The sequence below is a fragment of the Pararhodobacter marinus genome, assembly GCF_003122215.1.
Classification (GTDB): domain Bacteria; phylum Pseudomonadota; class Alphaproteobacteria; order Rhodobacterales; family Rhodobacteraceae; genus Pararhodobacter; species Pararhodobacter marinus.
The window spans coordinates 88,191-102,347 of record NZ_QEYD01000001.1; the positions used below are offsets into that span (position 1 = coordinate 88,191).

General features: G+C 67.0%; 15 protein-coding genes. 5 read left to right on the forward strand and 10 right to left on the reverse strand.

All coding sequences use genetic code 11. The features are described from left to right. Nucleotides 1-125: 125 nt before the first annotated feature. Both C4N9_RS00465 and C4N9_RS00470 read left to right on the forward strand, forming a co-directional pair. Nucleotides 126-779 carry a peroxiredoxin gene (locus C4N9_RS00465; RefSeq protein ID WP_109531328.1) on the forward strand — a complete coding sequence of 218 codons (654 nt, stop codon included), beginning with the start codon at nt 126-128 and terminating at the stop codon, nt 777-779. A 166-nt stretch (nt 780-945) separates the two neighbouring features. Continuing rightward, nucleotides 946-1,575: a LolA family protein gene (locus tag C4N9_RS00470; RefSeq protein ID WP_109531329.1), complete on the forward strand. Its 630-nt coding sequence runs from the start codon at nt 946-948 to the stop codon at nt 1,573-1,575. A 20-nt stretch (nt 1,576-1,595) separates the two neighbouring features. Here the strand turns inward: C4N9_RS00470 and C4N9_RS00475 are convergent, their stop codons facing one another. Beyond that, a complete protein-coding gene (locus C4N9_RS00475; RefSeq protein ID WP_109531330.1) occupies nt 1,596-2,189 on the reverse strand; it encodes a transglycosylase SLT domain-containing protein in 594 nt (197 codons plus the stop codon). A 276-nt stretch (nt 2,190-2,465) separates the two neighbouring features. On the opposite strand from C4N9_RS00475, the gene hspQ reads away from it, so the two are divergent. Then, entirely contained in the window at nt 2,466-2,792 is a 327-nt protein-coding gene (gene hspQ, locus C4N9_RS00480) for a heat shock protein HspQ (protein ID WP_109531331.1), read from the forward strand. A gap of 21 nt (nt 2,793-2,813) precedes the next feature. Here the strand turns inward: hspQ and C4N9_RS00485 are convergent, their stop codons facing one another. Further along, nucleotides 2,814-3,335, reverse strand: a complete 522-nt coding sequence (locus C4N9_RS00485; RefSeq protein WP_109531332.1) for an ATP-binding protein — start codon at nt 3,333-3,335, stop codon at nt 2,814-2,816. A gap of 1 nt (nt 3,336) precedes the next feature. Next, nucleotides 3,337-3,672: an STAS domain-containing protein gene (locus C4N9_RS00490; protein ID WP_109531333.1), complete on the reverse strand. Its 336-nt coding sequence runs from the start codon at nt 3,670-3,672 to the stop codon at nt 3,337-3,339. 93 nt (nt 3,673-3,765) lie between these two features. On the opposite strand from C4N9_RS00490, the gene C4N9_RS00495 reads away from it, so the two are divergent. Then, nucleotides 3,766-4,944 (forward strand): thiolase family protein, encoded by a 1,179-nt coding sequence (locus C4N9_RS00495; protein ID WP_109531334.1) that lies wholly within the window; start codon nt 3,766-3,768, stop codon nt 4,942-4,944. A gap of 57 nt (nt 4,945-5,001) precedes the next feature. Here the strand turns inward: C4N9_RS00495 and C4N9_RS00500 are convergent, their stop codons facing one another. From C4N9_RS00500 to C4N9_RS00515, 4 genes are all read right to left on the reverse strand, one after another. Next, a complete protein-coding gene (locus C4N9_RS00500; RefSeq protein ID WP_109531335.1) occupies nt 5,002-6,651 on the reverse strand; it encodes an alpha-glucosidase family protein in 1,650 nt (549 codons plus the stop codon). 230 nt (nt 6,652-6,881) lie between these two features. Continuing rightward, the gene (msrB, locus tag C4N9_RS00505; RefSeq protein ID WP_109531727.1) at nt 6,882-7,322 is read right to left on the reverse strand and encodes a peptide-methionine (R)-S-oxide reductase MsrB; all 441 of its coding nucleotides are present in this window, start codon (nt 7,320-7,322) and stop codon (nt 6,882-6,884) included. Nucleotides 7,323-7,426: 104 nt separating this feature from the next. Beyond that, nucleotides 7,427-8,185: an IclR family transcriptional regulator gene (locus C4N9_RS00510; RefSeq protein WP_109531336.1), complete on the reverse strand. Its 759-nt coding sequence runs from the start codon at nt 8,183-8,185 to the stop codon at nt 7,427-7,429. Beyond that, nucleotides 8,175-8,588 (reverse strand): acyl-CoA thioesterase, encoded by a 414-nt coding sequence (locus tag C4N9_RS00515; RefSeq protein WP_109531337.1) that lies wholly within the window; start codon nt 8,586-8,588, stop codon nt 8,175-8,177. Before C4N9_RS00515 ends, C4N9_RS00510 begins: the two co-directional genes overlap by 11 nt. Before the next feature lie 87 nt (nt 8,589-8,675). On the opposite strand from C4N9_RS00515, the gene C4N9_RS22355 reads away from it, so the two are divergent. Beyond that, nucleotides 8,676-11,372, forward strand: coding sequence for a benzoate-CoA ligase family protein (locus tag C4N9_RS22355; protein ID WP_109531338.1), 2,697 nt, complete (start codon nt 8,676-8,678; stop codon nt 11,370-11,372). 49 nt (nt 11,373-11,421) lie between these two features. On the opposite strand, the gene cobD is transcribed toward C4N9_RS22355, so the two are convergent. The 3 genes from cobD to C4N9_RS00535 are packed head-to-tail and all read right to left on the reverse strand — an operon-like array spanning nt 11,422 to nt 14,143. Continuing rightward, a complete protein-coding gene (gene cobD / locus C4N9_RS00525; RefSeq protein ID WP_109531339.1) occupies nt 11,422-12,396 on the reverse strand; it encodes a threonine-phosphate decarboxylase CobD in 975 nt (324 codons plus the stop codon). Continuing rightward, on the reverse strand, nt 12,390-13,325 hold the full coding sequence (gene cbiB, locus C4N9_RS00530; protein WP_109531340.1) for an adenosylcobinamide-phosphate synthase CbiB: 936 nt from the start codon (nt 13,323-13,325) through the stop codon (nt 12,390-12,392). Before cbiB ends, cobD begins: the two co-directional genes overlap by 7 nt. Beyond that, nucleotides 13,322-14,143, reverse strand: a complete 822-nt coding sequence (locus tag C4N9_RS00535) for a propanediol utilization protein (RefSeq protein ID WP_109531341.1) — start codon at nt 14,141-14,143, stop codon at nt 13,322-13,324. The genes cbiB and C4N9_RS00535 overlap by 4 nt, the downstream gene beginning before the upstream one ends. Nucleotides 14,144-14,157 lie beyond the last annotated feature (14 nt).

A 14,157-nucleotide genomic window follows, 5' to 3' on the forward strand; every position in this document is an offset into this window, starting at 1 on the left:
CCGTTGACCCGGCGCCGTTGCCGCGCAACGGACTATAGCGGGGCAAAGAAAAGCCACCGAGGGCCTTTCTTTACCCGGATACGGGCCTTATCTGCCCCTTGAGCATTCTGAAACGGGAAGAGACCATGAGCCTTCGCATCAACGATATCGCCCCCGACTTCACGGCTGAAACCACGCAGGGCACGCTGAACTGGCACGATTATATCGGCGACAGCTACACGATCCTGTTCAGCCACCCCAAGGATTTCACCCCCGTCTGCACCACCGAATTCTCGGCCGCCGCCAATCTGGCCGGTGAGTTCGCCAAGCGGAACGCCAAGCTTGCCGGCATCTCGATCGACGGGGTCGAGGACCACAAGAAATGGATGGATGACGTGAAGACCTATGGCGGTGCCGCGCCGGACTTCCCGATCATCGCCGATGGCGACCTGAAGATCGCCAAGCTTTACGACATGCTGCCCGCCGAGGCTTACCTGCCCGACGGTCGCACGCCCAACGACACCGCCACCGTGCGCACCACCTTCATCATCGGCCCGGACAAGAAGATCCGCCTGATGCTGATCTATCCGATGTCGGTGGGCCGCAACTTCGACGAGATCCTGCGCGCGCTCGACGCCATCCGTCAGACCGACGCCCAGCCCTTCGCGACCCCCGCGAACTGGAAACCGGGCGATGACGTGATCGTCGCGCTGTCGGTGTCGACCGACGATGCGAAGGCGAAATTCGGTCAGCTCGACATTCCGCTGCCCTATATCCGCAAGACCAAGGCGCCCTCGTAAACCCAAGGTCTGGCAGTGTGAAAGGCCCGCGCTCTCCGGCGCGGGCCTTTTGCGTTGCGCCTTCTGCCGGCGCGCCCGCGAATGTTGCGACCGTGTCGCGCGCTTGTGTAGCGCCGTGAGGAATTTGGGTGCTGGAGAACGCCGCACAAGAGGTTATCTAGAGCGCATGAAACGCCGCACTCTTCTTGCTTCCATGGGCGCTGCCGCCCTCGCCGCGCTGCCTCCGACGCTTGGGGTGGCGCAGAACGCGCCGATCTCGCTGGACGAGATTTCGCGCTATTTCAACAGCTTCCGCACCGCGCAGGCCGATTTCACGCAGGTGAACCCGGACGGGTCGATCTCGACCGGGCGGCTGATGATCCACCGGCCCGGCCGCGTGCGCTTCGAATACGACGCGCCCGACCGCTCGCTGGTGCTGGCTGCCGGGGGCTCGGTGAACATCTTCGACGCCCGTTCGAATACCGAGCCGTCCAGCTATCCGCTCAGCCGGACGCCGCTGAACCTGATCCTTGACGATACGGTCAACCTGTCGCGCGAACGCATGGTGGTCGAGCATTACGCCGACGGTCCGACAACGGTGGTTGTCGCGCAGGACCCCCAGCATCCGGAATACGGCTCGATCCGGCTGGTGTTCAGCGCCGACCCGACCGAGCTGCGGCAATGGGTGGTCACGGACGATACCGGGCGCGAAACCACGGTCATCCTGGGCACGCTGCGGACCGGCGTGTCGCTGGGCGCCATGCTGTTCAGCATCGACCTGGAAATGCAGCGCCGGGGCCTGCGCAGCAACCGCTGACGGCCCCGGAACCGTGAGATTCAGCGCCGGCCGCAGGCCATCAGCTGGATATCATACATGATCGCGCGTTCGCCGACCCGGTTGGCAACGCCGATCAGCCAGTCCTGATTGCGATAGCTGCCCCGCCGGAAGCCGGCATTGCCTTCGTGATAGGCCAGGTAAAGGTTGCGCGCATCGGTCGGCTGGATCCCGTTCTGCGCCAGCGCGGTCGAGGCATACCAGCCGATGAAATCGGTCGCGTCGCGAATATCGTCGCGCTCGCCGCGATGGTTGCGGGTAACCTGCTGGTATTCCTCCCATGTGCCGTCCAGCGCCTGACTGTAGCCATAGGCCGAACTCTGCCGGCCCAGCGGGATGACGCCCAGCGCATAGCGATGCGGAGTGCGGGCGTCGCCGCGAAAGCGGCTTTCGGCGTGGATGATCGCCATCTGCACGGGAACGGGGACGTTCCATTCCCGCTCGGTCGCGCGCATCGCCCTCAGATAGGCCGGACGTTCGGCGGCCAGGGCACAGGCATCGTCGAGATTCCGGGGGGGGTCGTAACTGCGCCCGCCGCAGGACGCGAGTGCGGCCAACAGGGCGGCCGCCGCCAGAAGGCGGGGAAGTCTGCTCATGATCTGCCTCGGTCGGTTTTCTTGTGTTTTTTTCCGTTTTAGCCGATTTCTCGCAGATTTGAAATCACTTCCCGGTCAGGATCCGAGCCGGATTCGTCCCGGGACGCGCGTCGACAGGGGGCCAGGATGCAGCGGCGCCGACCGGATTGCCGCAATTTTGCCACAAACGGGCCTTTGTCGGGCCATGATTCACAATCTGTTTCTGCGCCCCCTTGGTCGCCCCCATGGACGCCGGGCCGCGACTCGGGCTAGAAACAGCGTGAAGGGACCACGCTTATGCTGAAATCACACGCCAAATTCGGACTGGGTCAGATCGTCAGGCACCGGAAACATCCGTTCCGGGGCGTCGTGTTCGATGTGGATGCGATGTTCGCCAATACCGAGGAATGGTATGACGCGATTCCCGAAGACAGCCGTCCCAGCAAGGACCAGCCGTTCTACCACCTGCTGGCCGAGAACGAGAACAGCTATTACGTCGCCTACGTGTCCGAGCAGAACCTCGAACCCGACGATACCGGCGAACCCGTCGATCATCCCGACCTGCCCGAGCTGTTCGGCGATTTCGAGAACGGCTATTATCCGCTTCAGGCTCAGCTGAACTGACGGCCCGGCCGGGTCGCGCGATCAGCCGAGCGGCACTTCGAGCGTCAGCAGGTTCCAGTCACCGCGGCGGCGATAATGCAGCCCGACCGCAAGGCTGCGGATGATATGCCAGCCAAATCCCCCTTCGGGCACGTTGTCGGGCGGCGAGACAGGCGGCAGATCGGCTTTGGGCATCGCGCCGCCGGGAAAGGGTTGGCCCTGGTCGGCGATGTTGCAGACCAGCCCGTCGGTCTTGGCGCTGAGCCAAAGCTCGATCAGGCCGGCGCGTCCCGCATAGGCGTGTTCGACCACGTTGTTCAGGATTTCGGCCAGGATCAGCTCGGCATTGGCGATGGCCTTGGGCGGGACATCCGCCTGGCCCAGACAGGCAATCAGATCCTGCAGCACATGCCGCGTGGTTTCATCGCGGGCGACGAAGCGCCGGTGAAACAGCGTCGCGCCGGAGAACGCCGTGTCGAAGGGATGGACCGGTTGCCGCCGGGTCGGGCGTACAGGCCCCCCGGACCCGCCCCAACCCCCAGACCCGGCCACCCGTCCCGCCATATCACGCGGTCGCCTGCAGATCGCCCGGCGGCTGCGGATGGATGGTAAAGACGCTGTCCATGCGGGTCAGGCGAAAGACCTTGTCGACCGGAGGAGTCAGCGCGGCCAGTTCCAGCTTTCGGTCCGGGGCCAGGAGTTTCATCACGGCGACCACCGCGCCCAGCCCACTGCTGTCGATAAAGCGCACCCGGCCCAGATCGAGGATGACGGGATTGCCCGCGGCATCCGCCGCGCGGCGCACCGCTTCCTTGAAGGCGATGGCGACAGAGGCGTCGATCCGGGTGTCGTTCACCCGGACGACAAGACTGTCTCCGGCGCGTGACGTGGCGATGTCCAACTTGCCCCCCGCATCTGGCCCGCATTTGGCTTGTCCGAGCCCCACGCTAGGGCTTAAGTCTTGCCAAAGGGTTCACGCGAAAGGGGGCAGGCCATGAGCGACGTCATCATCACGGGTGCCGCACGCACGCCGATGGGCGGTTTCCAGGGCGTTTTCAGCGGGGTCACGGCATCCGAACTGGGTGGTGCGGCGATCGCGGCGGCGCTGGAAAGCGCGGGCACCCCGCCCGAAGCGGTCGAGGAATTGCTGATGGGCTGCGTTCTGCCCGCCGGTCAGGGCCAGGCCCCCGCGCGGCAGGCGGGGTTCCATGCCGGGCTGGGCCAGAACGTGCCCGCGACCACGCTGAACAAGATGTGCGGCTCGGGGATGAAGGCCGCGATGATGGCGCATGACCAGATCGCGCTCGGCCATACAGGGGTGATGATCGCGGGCGGCATGGAAAGCATGACCGAAGCGCCTTACCTCTTGCCCAAGATGCGCGGCGGCGCGCGGATCGGCCATGCGCAGGTGATCGATCACATGTTCCTCGACGGGCTCGAAGACGCCTATGACAGGGGGCGCCTGATGGGCACCTTCGCCGAGGATTGCGCCGCGCATTACCGCTTCACCCGCGAGGCGCAGGACGATTACGCGCTGACGTCGCTTACCAACGCGCTGGACGCTCAGGCCAACGGCGCCTTCGACGGCGAGATCACCGCGGTCACGGTCCACGGCCGGAAGGGCGAGCAGACGATCAGCGCCGACGAGCAGCCCGGCAATGCGCGTCCTGAAAAGATCCCGACACTGAAGCCTGCCTTCCGCGCCGAGGGCACGGTCACGGCGGCCAATTCCTCGTCCATCTCGGACGGCGCGGCGGCGCTGGTGCTGTCGTCCCGGCGCGCGGCGGAAGAGCGCGGCGCCCCGGTCCGCGCGATCATTCGCGGCCATGCCAGCCACGCGCAGGCCCCCGGCTGGTTCACCACGGCGCCGGTTCCGGCCGCGCAGAAGCTTCTCGACCGGCTGGGCTGGAACGTGTCGGATGTGGACCTGTGGGAAGTGAACGAGGCCTTCGCGGTCGTTCCCATGGCCTTCATGCGCGAAATGGGCCTGCCGCGCGACGTGGTGAACGTCAATGGCGGTGCCTGCGCGCTGGGGCACCCGATCGGCGCCTCGGGGGCGCGGATCATCGTCACGCTGCTGCACGCGCTGGAAAATCGCGGGCTCAAGCGCGGGATCGCGGCGATCTGCATCGGCGGCGGCGAGGGCACGGCGATCGCCATCGAGCGGCCCTGACGCCCGTTCACGACACAGGCAGTCTGCCGTGCCTTGCCGGCGCGGCAGCTTCCTCCGTCAGACCGATTGCTGCGCGAAGACCGCGCTGAACGGCGCGATCGGCTGGCTGAGATCGGCCTTGTAGGGCGCCTCGGGATCGGGGACCCAATCGCCTTCGGGCAGGGTAAAATCGCGCGGCTCGGCGCTCATGTTGAAAGCGCAGAGCAGCCGTTCGTCGCCCTGAACCCGCAGGAAGGCCAGAACCCCGTCCGAATCGCGCACCACGGTCAGCGATCCGCGTTCCAGAGCCGGCCGCGCGTGGCGGAAAGCCACCATGCGCCGGTAGAAGGCCAGCAGGCTCTCGTCGTCGTTCTCCTGCACCGCGACGGCTTTCGACAGATGCTCGGCGGCCATCGGCAGCCACGGCTTTTCATGCGACGAGAACCCGCCATGGGGATAGTCGCTGGTCCACGGCATCGGCGTTCGGCACCCGTCGCGGCCCTTGAACTTGGGCCAGAAGCGGATGCCGTAGGGATCCTGCAGATCCTCGAAGGCGACATAGGCTTCAGTCAGGCCCAGCTCTTCGCCCTGGTACAGGCAGACGCTGCCCTGAAGCGACAACAGGATCGACGCGAATAGCGCGCGCTGCTCCTCGCCCAGCGCCCAACGCGAGGCGTGGCGCGTCACATCGTGGTTCGAAAACGCCCAGCAGGCCCAGCCATCGCCGATCTCGCGCTCATGGGTGCGCAGCACCTGGCCGAAGAACTCGGCCGATGGCTCGTTCCCTGACAACAGGTCGAATGCGTAGCACATATGCACCTTGTCATCGCCCTCGGTATAGGCGGCCTGAAGCTGCATGCCGTATTGCCCGTCGCCGATCTCGCCCACCAGCGTGGTGGCGCCGTATTCGTCCATCAGCGACCGCAGGCGCTTCAGGAAGGCCAGGTTCTCGGGCTGGTTCTTCGAATAGAGGTGGTCCTGCCAGTTATACGGATTGACCTCGGGCGCGATGGTCGCGTTGCGCCGCGCGGGGTCCAGCGCCGGGTTGTCGCGAAGCTGGCTGTCGTGGAAATAGAAGTTGACGGTATCCAGCCGGAACCCGTCGACCCCGCGTTCCAGCCAGAAGCGCACGATGCCCAGAAGCGCGTCCTGCACCTCGGGATTGTGCAGGTTCAGGTCGGGCTGTTCCTTGAGGAAATTGTGCAGGAAATACTGCATCCGGTCGCCCGACCATTCCCAGGCCGAGCCGCCGAAGATCGACAGCCAGTTGTTGGGCGGCGTGCCGTCGGGCTTTGGATCGGCCCAGACATACCAGTCGCTCTTGTGATTATCGCGCGAGTTCTGGCTTTCCTGGAACCACGGATGCTGGTTCGAGGTGTGGCTGAGAACGAGGTCGATCAGCACCCGGATCCCCAGATCATGCGCGCGCGAGATCAGGGCGTCGAAATCGCCGAGACTGCCGAAGATTGGTTCGACATCGCAGTAATTCGAGATGTCATAGCCGAAATCCAGCATCGGCGAGCGGAAGAAAGGCGAGATCCAGATCGCATCGACGCCCAGCTGCTTGATATGCTCGAGCCGGTGGATGATCCCTGCCAGATCGCCGATGCCGTCGCCGTTCGAATCCTGAAAGCTGCGCGGATAAATCTGGTAGATCACCGCGCCGCGCCACCAGTCCTTGTCGTCCGGAAGCTCGGCACCGGGCCGGAAATCTTGCATCAGGTTCATGGGTCCGTCCGTTCTGTCACCGTCGCCGCCTGCGCGGCGCCGGTCAGACGGCGCGCGCCATGCGGCATTCCCAAGCCCCTAACTGAGCATCCCCTGCCGCGGGAAAAAACCCCTTCCCGGACCGGAAGGGGCGGGAAAAGCCGGTGATCAGGGGAAATTGACCGATCCGCGCCGTCAGGCGCCCGGCGGCAGAGTGCCGGTCGGGGCGCCCTCGGGGCACCCCGGGGCCGTCAGCCGTCGACTTGCGGCAGGTAATCGCCGTAGCCTTCGGCCTCCATCTCGTCCTTGGGGATGAACCGCAGCGAGGCCGAGTTGATGCAATAGCGCAGGCCCCCCTGGTCGCGCGGACCGTCGGGGAAAACATGCCCCAGATGGCTGTCGCCATGGGTCGAGCGGACCTCGGTCCGGATCATGCCATGCGTGGTATCGCGCAGCTCGACCACGTTCTGCGGCTCCACGGGCTTGGTGAAAGCCGGCCAGCCGCAGCCCGAATTGTACTTGGCCGACGACGCGAAAAGCGGCTCGCCCGAGACGATATCGACATAAAGCCCGGGCTCGAAATGCTCATCGAACTCGTTGGAATAGGGCCGCTCCGTCCCGTTCTGCTGGGTGACCCGGTATTGTTCCGGGGTCAGGCGGGCAAGGGCTTCTGGGGTCTTCGAATAGCTCATCGTCATCCTCCGGTGCGGTATCCTGTGGATATGGGCCCGCTCTGGCCCGATTCCATCCCCGGGCCGTCACGTCAGCTTGTTCGGGGCCTGCTCAAAGCTCGACATCAGGCAAAGCTCAGCGTCGAGGCAAATTCCCTCAGCGCGGCCACCGTCGCGCCCTGCGCCTCGGCCAGTGCCGGGTCGGTGCCGATCAGCGTGACCACCGCCTGCGCTTCGCCCTGCCAGTCGAGAACCGGCGCGGCGATGGCGACAAGGCCCGGGATGAACCGGCCGTCCACCCAGGCGAAGCCCGCCTTGCGCATCGGCGCGACCAGCGCCGCGACGCCAGCGGCGTCGCACGGCAGATCGCCCGTCGCGCGTCCCATTTCGGCCTGCAGCACGCTTTGCAGCGGAGCCTGCGGCGCCCAGGCCAGAAAGGCCCGTCCGGTCGCGGAGTTGAGCAACGGCATGACCGTGCCCAGCCCCATCGAGGTCACGGTCGGCACCGCCGCGCGTTCCCAGCGCACGACCGTCGCGCCCTGCGTGCCCCAGACCGACAACAGCGCGGTCAGCCCCGTCCGTTCGACCAGATCGGGCAGAGCATCGGCGGTCCGGTTGACGAAATCGTGCCGGGCCAGCGCCGACAGGCCCAGCCGGATCGCGCCGGGGCCAAGGTCGTATTTCCCCGACCGCCCGGCCTGCACGACCAGCCCGGCATGCAGGAAACTGGCCAGGTAGCGATGCACTTTCGAGGGCGGCATGGCGCAATCGCGCGCCAGTTCGCTCAGCGAAACGGCCTCGCGCCGCCCGGCCATCTCGGCCAGCAGCCTGAGGGCGGCATCGAGCGACTGGATGCCGCCGCTGGAATCGTCTTCACCCTTCATGGCGCGCAATCGCGTCCTTCAGCTCGCTCATGTTTCCCGCGACGATACCGTTTTCGGCCGGCTTGAACAGCCCGCGGATCTCGGTCCCCGTGGCGGTGACGGTGTCGCCCAGACGGATCTCGTAATCCAGCGTCAGCGACTTCCGGCCCCAGTCGCGGATCGTCATCGCCACGCGGATCGTGTCATTGGGGCGCATCGGGCGGCGGAAATCGGCCGTCGCGGACATCAGCCCCGCGCCCATCGCGCCGACCTCCGCGCAGATCGCCGCATGACCGCCGAACCGGGCCAGCCAGTCGTGGAAGCAGCGATCGAACCAGCCATAGATGTTGGGATAGAACACGATCCCCGCCGGATCGCAGTCGCCGAAGGTGACGGTATAGCTCAGCTCGTGGGTAGAGGACACGTTTTCCGCTCCATAAAAATTATTGCGTATATCGGAAAACAATGTACCTTGCCCGCAAATCGGTGTCGAGGTCGGAGGGAGGAGCCCATGCCACTTTCAAGCGTTGATATTCTCGGCGGCGGGCCTGCGGGTCTGTACACGGCAATCCTGCTGCGCAAGGCGATGCCGCATCTGCGACTGCGGGTGTATGAACAGAACCCGCGCGGCGCGACTTTCGGCTTCGGCGTGGTGTTCTCGGATCAGGCGCTGGACTTCCTGAAAGCCGACGACCCCGAGATCCACGCCACCATCACCCCGGACATGGAACGCTGGCGCAACATGACGCTGAACCTGCCCGAGGGGCAGGTCACGTTGGACGGCGTGGGCTTTTCGGCGGTCGGGCGGAAGGAATTCAACGAGATGCTCGCCGCCCGCGCGCTGGACCTCGGCGTCGAGATCCTGTTCGACACGCCGATCACCGCGCTTGACCAGCTGGACGGCGATCTGATCGTCGGCGCGGATGGCCTCAACTCGCTCGTGCGGCGCTCGAACGAGGCGGGCTTTGCCCCGCAATGGGACACTTTCACCAATCATTTCGCGTGGTTCGGCGCGGACCGGCCCTTCGACACGCTGACCCAGAGCTTCATCCGGACGGATCGCGGGGCGTTCAACGCGCATCACTACCGGTTCACCCCGGACCGCAGCACCTTCATCGTCGAATGCGACGACGCGACCTTTGCGGAATACGGCTTTGCCGGGATGGATCAGGACCAGACGGCGGCGATCTGCGAAGAGGTTTTCTCCCCGATCCTGCAGGGGGCCAGGCTGATCCAGAACAACTCGATCTGGCGGCAATTCCCCAAACTTTGGTGCGAACGCTGGGCGGTCGGCAACACCGTCATCCTGGGCGACGCCGCGCATACCGCGCATTTCTCCATCGGTTCGGGCACACGGCTGGCCATGGAAGACGCCATCGCGCTGGTGAAGGCGCTGTCCTCCCATGACGACCTGACCGAGGCGCTGGAAAGCTATCAGCACGAGCGGATGCCGATCGCGAAGAAGATCGTCACCGCGGCCAATACCTCGGCCCAGTGGTACGAGGATTTCGCCACCAAGATGGACATGGCCCCCGTCGATTTCGCCTTCGATTACCTGACACGCTCGGGCCGGGTCGATCTGGACCGGCTGCGCGCCATGGCGCCCGAGTTCATGGCGCGCTGGGATGCCGAGCATAACGCCGCCGCCCCCGCCGACCCCGTGGGCGACGACACGCCGGGCGCCCGGGCCATCGGCTTCGACAAGGCCGCGCATGCCAATTGCTCGGCGATCCTGTGGGACAACCTGCAGCGCAACCCCGACAAGCCCGCCGTCACCGGCCCCGCCGGCACGCTGACCTACCGCGACCTGATCGCCGAGGCCGCGCGCTGGGGCAATGCGTTCAAGGCGGCGGGGCTGAAGAAAGGGGACCGCGTTCCCTTCTTCCTCGATGACACGCCGGCCTATCCCGCGGCCTTCTTCGGCGCGGTGCGCGCGGGTTTCGTGCCGGTGCTGCTGAACACTCAGACGACGCCCGACCTGCTGAATTTCTTCCTGAAAGATACCGGCGCGCGGATCGCGCTGGTCGAAGAGACGCTGGGCGACATCGTGACCGAGACCGTTCTGGCCGGGACCAGCGTCGAGCGCGTGGTGCGGGTCAATGGCGGGGACGATTTCACCGCCGGTCATTCCGACACGCTGGAGGCCGCCGATACCGGCCCCGATGACATGGCGTTCTGGATGTATTCCTCGGGCTCGACCGGGCGGCCCAAGGGCATCGTCCACCTGCATCACGACATGGCCTATTCGCAGCAGAGCTTCGGCGCAAAGGTACTGAAGCTGCGGCCCGACGACATCTGCTTCTCGGTGCCGAAGATCTTCTTCGCCTATGGCTTCGGCAACGCGATCACCTTCCCCTTCTCTGTCGGCGCAACGACCCTGCTGCTGCCCGGACAGCCGCGCGCCGACGCCGTGCTCGATTGCATCGAGACCTACAGGCCCACGGTCTTCTTCGGCCTGCCCACGCTCTACACCGCGCTAGCGCGCACGCCGGGGATCGAAGGCCGCGACCTGTCGAGCATCCGGCAAAGCATGTCGGCGGCCGAGATCCTGTCGGCGGATATCTACGACGCGTGGAAAGCGCTGGTGGGGCATGGCCCGACCGAAGGCCTGGGCTCGACCGAGATGTTGCATGTCTACCTGTCGAACGCGCTCGACGATCACCGGCTCGGTGCGGCGGGTGCGGCGGTGCCGGGCTACGAGATCAAGCTGGTGACGCCCGACGGGGCCATCGCGCGGCCCGGCGAGGAAGGCGTGATGCATGTGCGCGGCCATTCCAGCGCGCCCTGCTACTGGAACCGGCCCGACAAGACGCGCGAGACGATGCGCGAGGACTGGATCTATACCGGCGACCGCTTCATCGAAAAGGACGGCTACTACTACTTTCAGGGCCGCGCGGATGAACTGATCAAGGTCTCGGGTCAGTGGGTCTGGCCGCTCGAGGTCGAGCGCTGCCTCAACGACCATCCCGATGTGCATGAATGCGCCGTGCTGGCGCACGAGCTGGGCGACAAGCGCATGACGCTGCGCGCCGTGGTGGTGATGCGCGACGGGCGCGCGGGCGATGTTGCGGCGCTGCAGGGCTACGTGAAGGGGCAGTTGCAGCCCTACAAGTACCCCCGGATCGTCGAATTCGTCCCGGCACTGCCGAAGACCGGCACCGGCAAGATCGACCGTCAGGCGCTCAAACGGATGCAGCCCGCAGGCTGAGGCTGTAGGGTGCGTGCTCTGCACGCACCGCTTGCCGCGAGTCCGCCTTTCAGACCGGGCGCCATTCCGAGAGCGCCTGCTCGACCCGCGCCCATTCCCCGCCATGGGGCAGGCCCAGCCGCAGCCAGGTCTTCGAATAGGGGAATCGCCGCGACCAGATCGCGCGCCGGGCCAGATGGTCCTGCGCGCGCTCGGCATCCGGCGTGGCATAGGTGCGAAACAGCGCGGTTCCGCCGACCAGCGGCCACCCGGCGCGCGCGGCGCAGGCATCGAGCCGCTCGGCATCCGCGTGCAGCCGCGCGGTCGTGGCGCTCTTCCAGCCGGTGTCGCGCAGCGCCTTGGCGCCCAGTTCCATCGCCGGGCCGCTCACGCTCCACGGTCCCGCCAGCTGCCGCAGCGCCCCGATCACCGACGGCGCGGCCAGCACGAAACCCAGCCGCGCGCCGGCAAGGCCGTAGAACTTGCCGAAAGACCGCAGGATCAGCATCTTGTCGTTCAGGCAGGCGACGGCCGAGCGTTCGGGGTGGGGATCGGCAAAGCTTTCATCCACGACCAGAAAGCCCACGCGCTTCGCCACGCCTTCCAGCGATTCCGCCGTCCAGCTCCGGCCATCGGGATTGTTGGGATTGACCACCACCGCCAGATCGGCCCCGGCCAGCGCACGGATGCCATCGGCATTCTGCAACGACCAGCCATGCGCCACCAGGCTTGCGGCGTGTTCGTTATAGGTGGGCGCGATCACCCGCGCATCCCCGGCAGGCCGCAGGCGCGGGTAAAGCTGGATCGCCGCCTGTGCCCCGGCCACCGGCAGAACCTGATCGGCAGAGACCCCATAGGCATCGGCCGCGGCGGCGACCAGTTCGGACAAGGCTTGTGCCCCCGGCAGCCGCGTCCAGGCCTCGGGCGCGAAGGCCGGCACCGGATAGGGGCTGCGATTGATCCCGGTCGACAGGTCGATCCATGCCTCGCCGCCATACTGCGCGCGGGCCTCGTCCAGATTGCCGCCGTGGTCCCGTTCTACCATCCCGTCACCGCCAAGATTGCCACCATCCCCGCCAGCACCGCCATCGCGTGGCGATAGAGCCGAAGCGCCCGGACAAGATCGGCGGGCGTCGGATCGGGCGCCGCCGCGTTCACCCAGGGCTCGTTCGAGACGCCCCGCTCGTAAACGCGCGGCCCCGACAAACGGATCCATAGCGCGCCCGCCATCGCCGCTTCGGGCCAGCCCGCATTGGGCGAACGGTGATGGCGCGCATCCGCCAACACCACCCTGAGCGCCCGGCGGGCCTGGCCGCTGACCAGCGCGAACAGCCCGCCCGTCAGCCGCGCCGGGATCAGGTTGACCAGATCGTCGATCCGCGCCGAAGCCCAGCCGAAGTGTTCGTACCGCTCGGTCCGGTGGCCGATCATCGAATCCAGCGTGTTGATCGCCTTGTAGGCGACGATGCCGGGCAGCCCCGCGACCACGCCCCAGAAGATCGGCGCGACGATCCCGTCCGAGCTGTTCTCGGCCAGGCTTTCCACTGCCGCGCGGGCGACCCCGGCCTCGTCCAGCCGGTTCGGGTCGCGCCCGACGATCATCGACACCGCGTGACGCGCGGCGGGCAGATCGCCCCTTGCCAGCGGGTCCGCCACGGCGACAACATGCTGGTGCATCGACCGCAAGGCCACCAGCGGCCAGGCCAGGATCCCGGCGATCACCGTTCCGACCCAGCCCCCGGGCAACAGCGCCACGACAGCCAGCGACAGGGCGACCGGCACCACGACCGCGATCAGCGCAGCGACCACGCCCTTCATCCGCCGCGCCCCACCCTGGTTGAGGTGGCGTTCCAGCGCCCCGATCAGCGCACCGATCCATGTCACCGGATGGCCGATGCGGCGATACAGCGCGTCGGGCCAGCCCATGACGGCGTCGATGGCCATGGCGATCAGGATCGCGGCGGCCGCGCTCATGCGCCGCCCCCGGCGAAATGCAGGACCCCGGTAAAGCCCGCCTGTTCCAGCAATGCGGCGGCGCCCGCGGGCACGCGCCCCGGCGCAAAGATCAGGCCGCGCGCGCTGCCGGTATGGGCGATCATCCAGCCTGTCGCACCCAGCCTGTCGGCTAGTGACGCGGTCGGGTCCCCCTCAGGCCCGCGCAGCGCCAGCGTGCGCCTGGCGCTTTCGCCGGTCAGCGCGCAGAGACCCGGCAGATCCACCCCGCCGCGCCAGTGCGCCACCAGATCGGCGATGTCCGGGAAGGCCTCGTCCTCGGCCCGGGTGCGCTGCACGGGTCCGAGGAAGCCGCCCAGCACCTCGAAGCGCGGCAGCGCGGGAAGCCTTTCGACCACCTCGCCCCGGCGCGAGGCGAAAAGGCAGGTTTCGGGCCGGGGCAACATCAGCGGATCGCTCGCCCCCTCGGCCTCGACACAGGCGCGGGCAAGCGTTTCGGGCGCCCCGTCGAAGCCCAGCCAGCGCGCCAGCGCCACCAGCGCGGCGGTGGACGAACCGCCGCCGCCGCCGGGCGGCATCGTCGCCTGCATGGGCGGCAGCGTGTCGGGTTCCGGCAGCGACAGCGCCCGGCACAGCGCCCGGACCCGGCGGGGACCCAGAAGGCTGCGATCGCCCGTGCCCAGTTCGACCCAGAGCGCCGGGCAGGGCAGCGAGACCAGCACCAGAGGCCCCTCCGCGCCCAGCTTTCCCTGCAACAGCTCGCCGAAATGCCCGCGCACGCGCAGGCCGGCGCCGGAATGCAGCGGCTTCTGCGGGGCTCTGGCGGGGGCGTTCGTCATGCGCAGGGTTCCGG

Excerpts from the sequence above, each read along its gene's own strand:
- C4N9_RS00535 (WP_109531341.1), bottom strand. The coding sequence starts at position 14,143 with ATGACGAACGCCCCCGCCAGAGCCCCGCAGAAGCCGCTGCATTCCGGC.
- C4N9_RS00485 (WP_109531332.1), bottom strand. The coding sequence starts at position 3,335 with ATGGCGGGACGGGTGGCCGGGTCTGGGGGTTGGGGCGGGTCCGGGGGG.
- hspQ (WP_109531331.1), top strand. The coding sequence starts at position 2,466 with ATGCTGAAATCACACGCCAAATTCGGACTGGGTCAGATCGTCAGGCAC.
- cobD (WP_109531339.1), bottom strand. The coding sequence starts at position 12,396 with ATGGTAGAACGGGACCACGGCGGCAATCTGGACGAGGCCCGCGCGCAG.
- C4N9_RS00500 (WP_109531335.1), bottom strand. The coding sequence starts at position 6,651 with ATGAACCTGATGCAAGATTTCCGGCCCGGTGCCGAGCTTCCGGACGAC.
- cbiB (WP_109531340.1), bottom strand. The coding sequence starts at position 13,325 with ATGAGCGCGGCCGCCGCGATCCTGATCGCCATGGCCATCGACGCCGTC.
- C4N9_RS00465 (WP_109531328.1), top strand. The coding sequence starts at position 126 with ATGAGCCTTCGCATCAACGATATCGCCCCCGACTTCACGGCTGAAACC.
- C4N9_RS00475 (WP_109531330.1), bottom strand. The coding sequence starts at position 2,189 with ATGAGCAGACTTCCCCGCCTTCTGGCGGCGGCCGCCCTGTTGGCCGCA.
- msrB (WP_109531727.1), bottom strand. The coding sequence starts at position 7,322 with ATGAGCTATTCGAAGACCCCAGAAGCCCTTGCCCGCCTGACCCCGGAA.
- C4N9_RS00470 (WP_109531329.1), top strand. The coding sequence starts at position 946 with ATGAAACGCCGCACTCTTCTTGCTTCCATGGGCGCTGCCGCCCTCGCC.
- C4N9_RS22355 (WP_109531338.1), top strand. The coding sequence starts at position 8,676 with ATGCCACTTTCAAGCGTTGATATTCTCGGCGGCGGGCCTGCGGGTCTG.
- C4N9_RS00495 (WP_109531334.1), top strand. The coding sequence starts at position 3,766 with ATGAGCGACGTCATCATCACGGGTGCCGCACGCACGCCGATGGGCGGT.
- C4N9_RS00510 (WP_109531336.1), bottom strand. The coding sequence starts at position 8,185 with ATGAAGGGTGAAGACGATTCCAGCGGCGGCATCCAGTCGCTCGATGCC.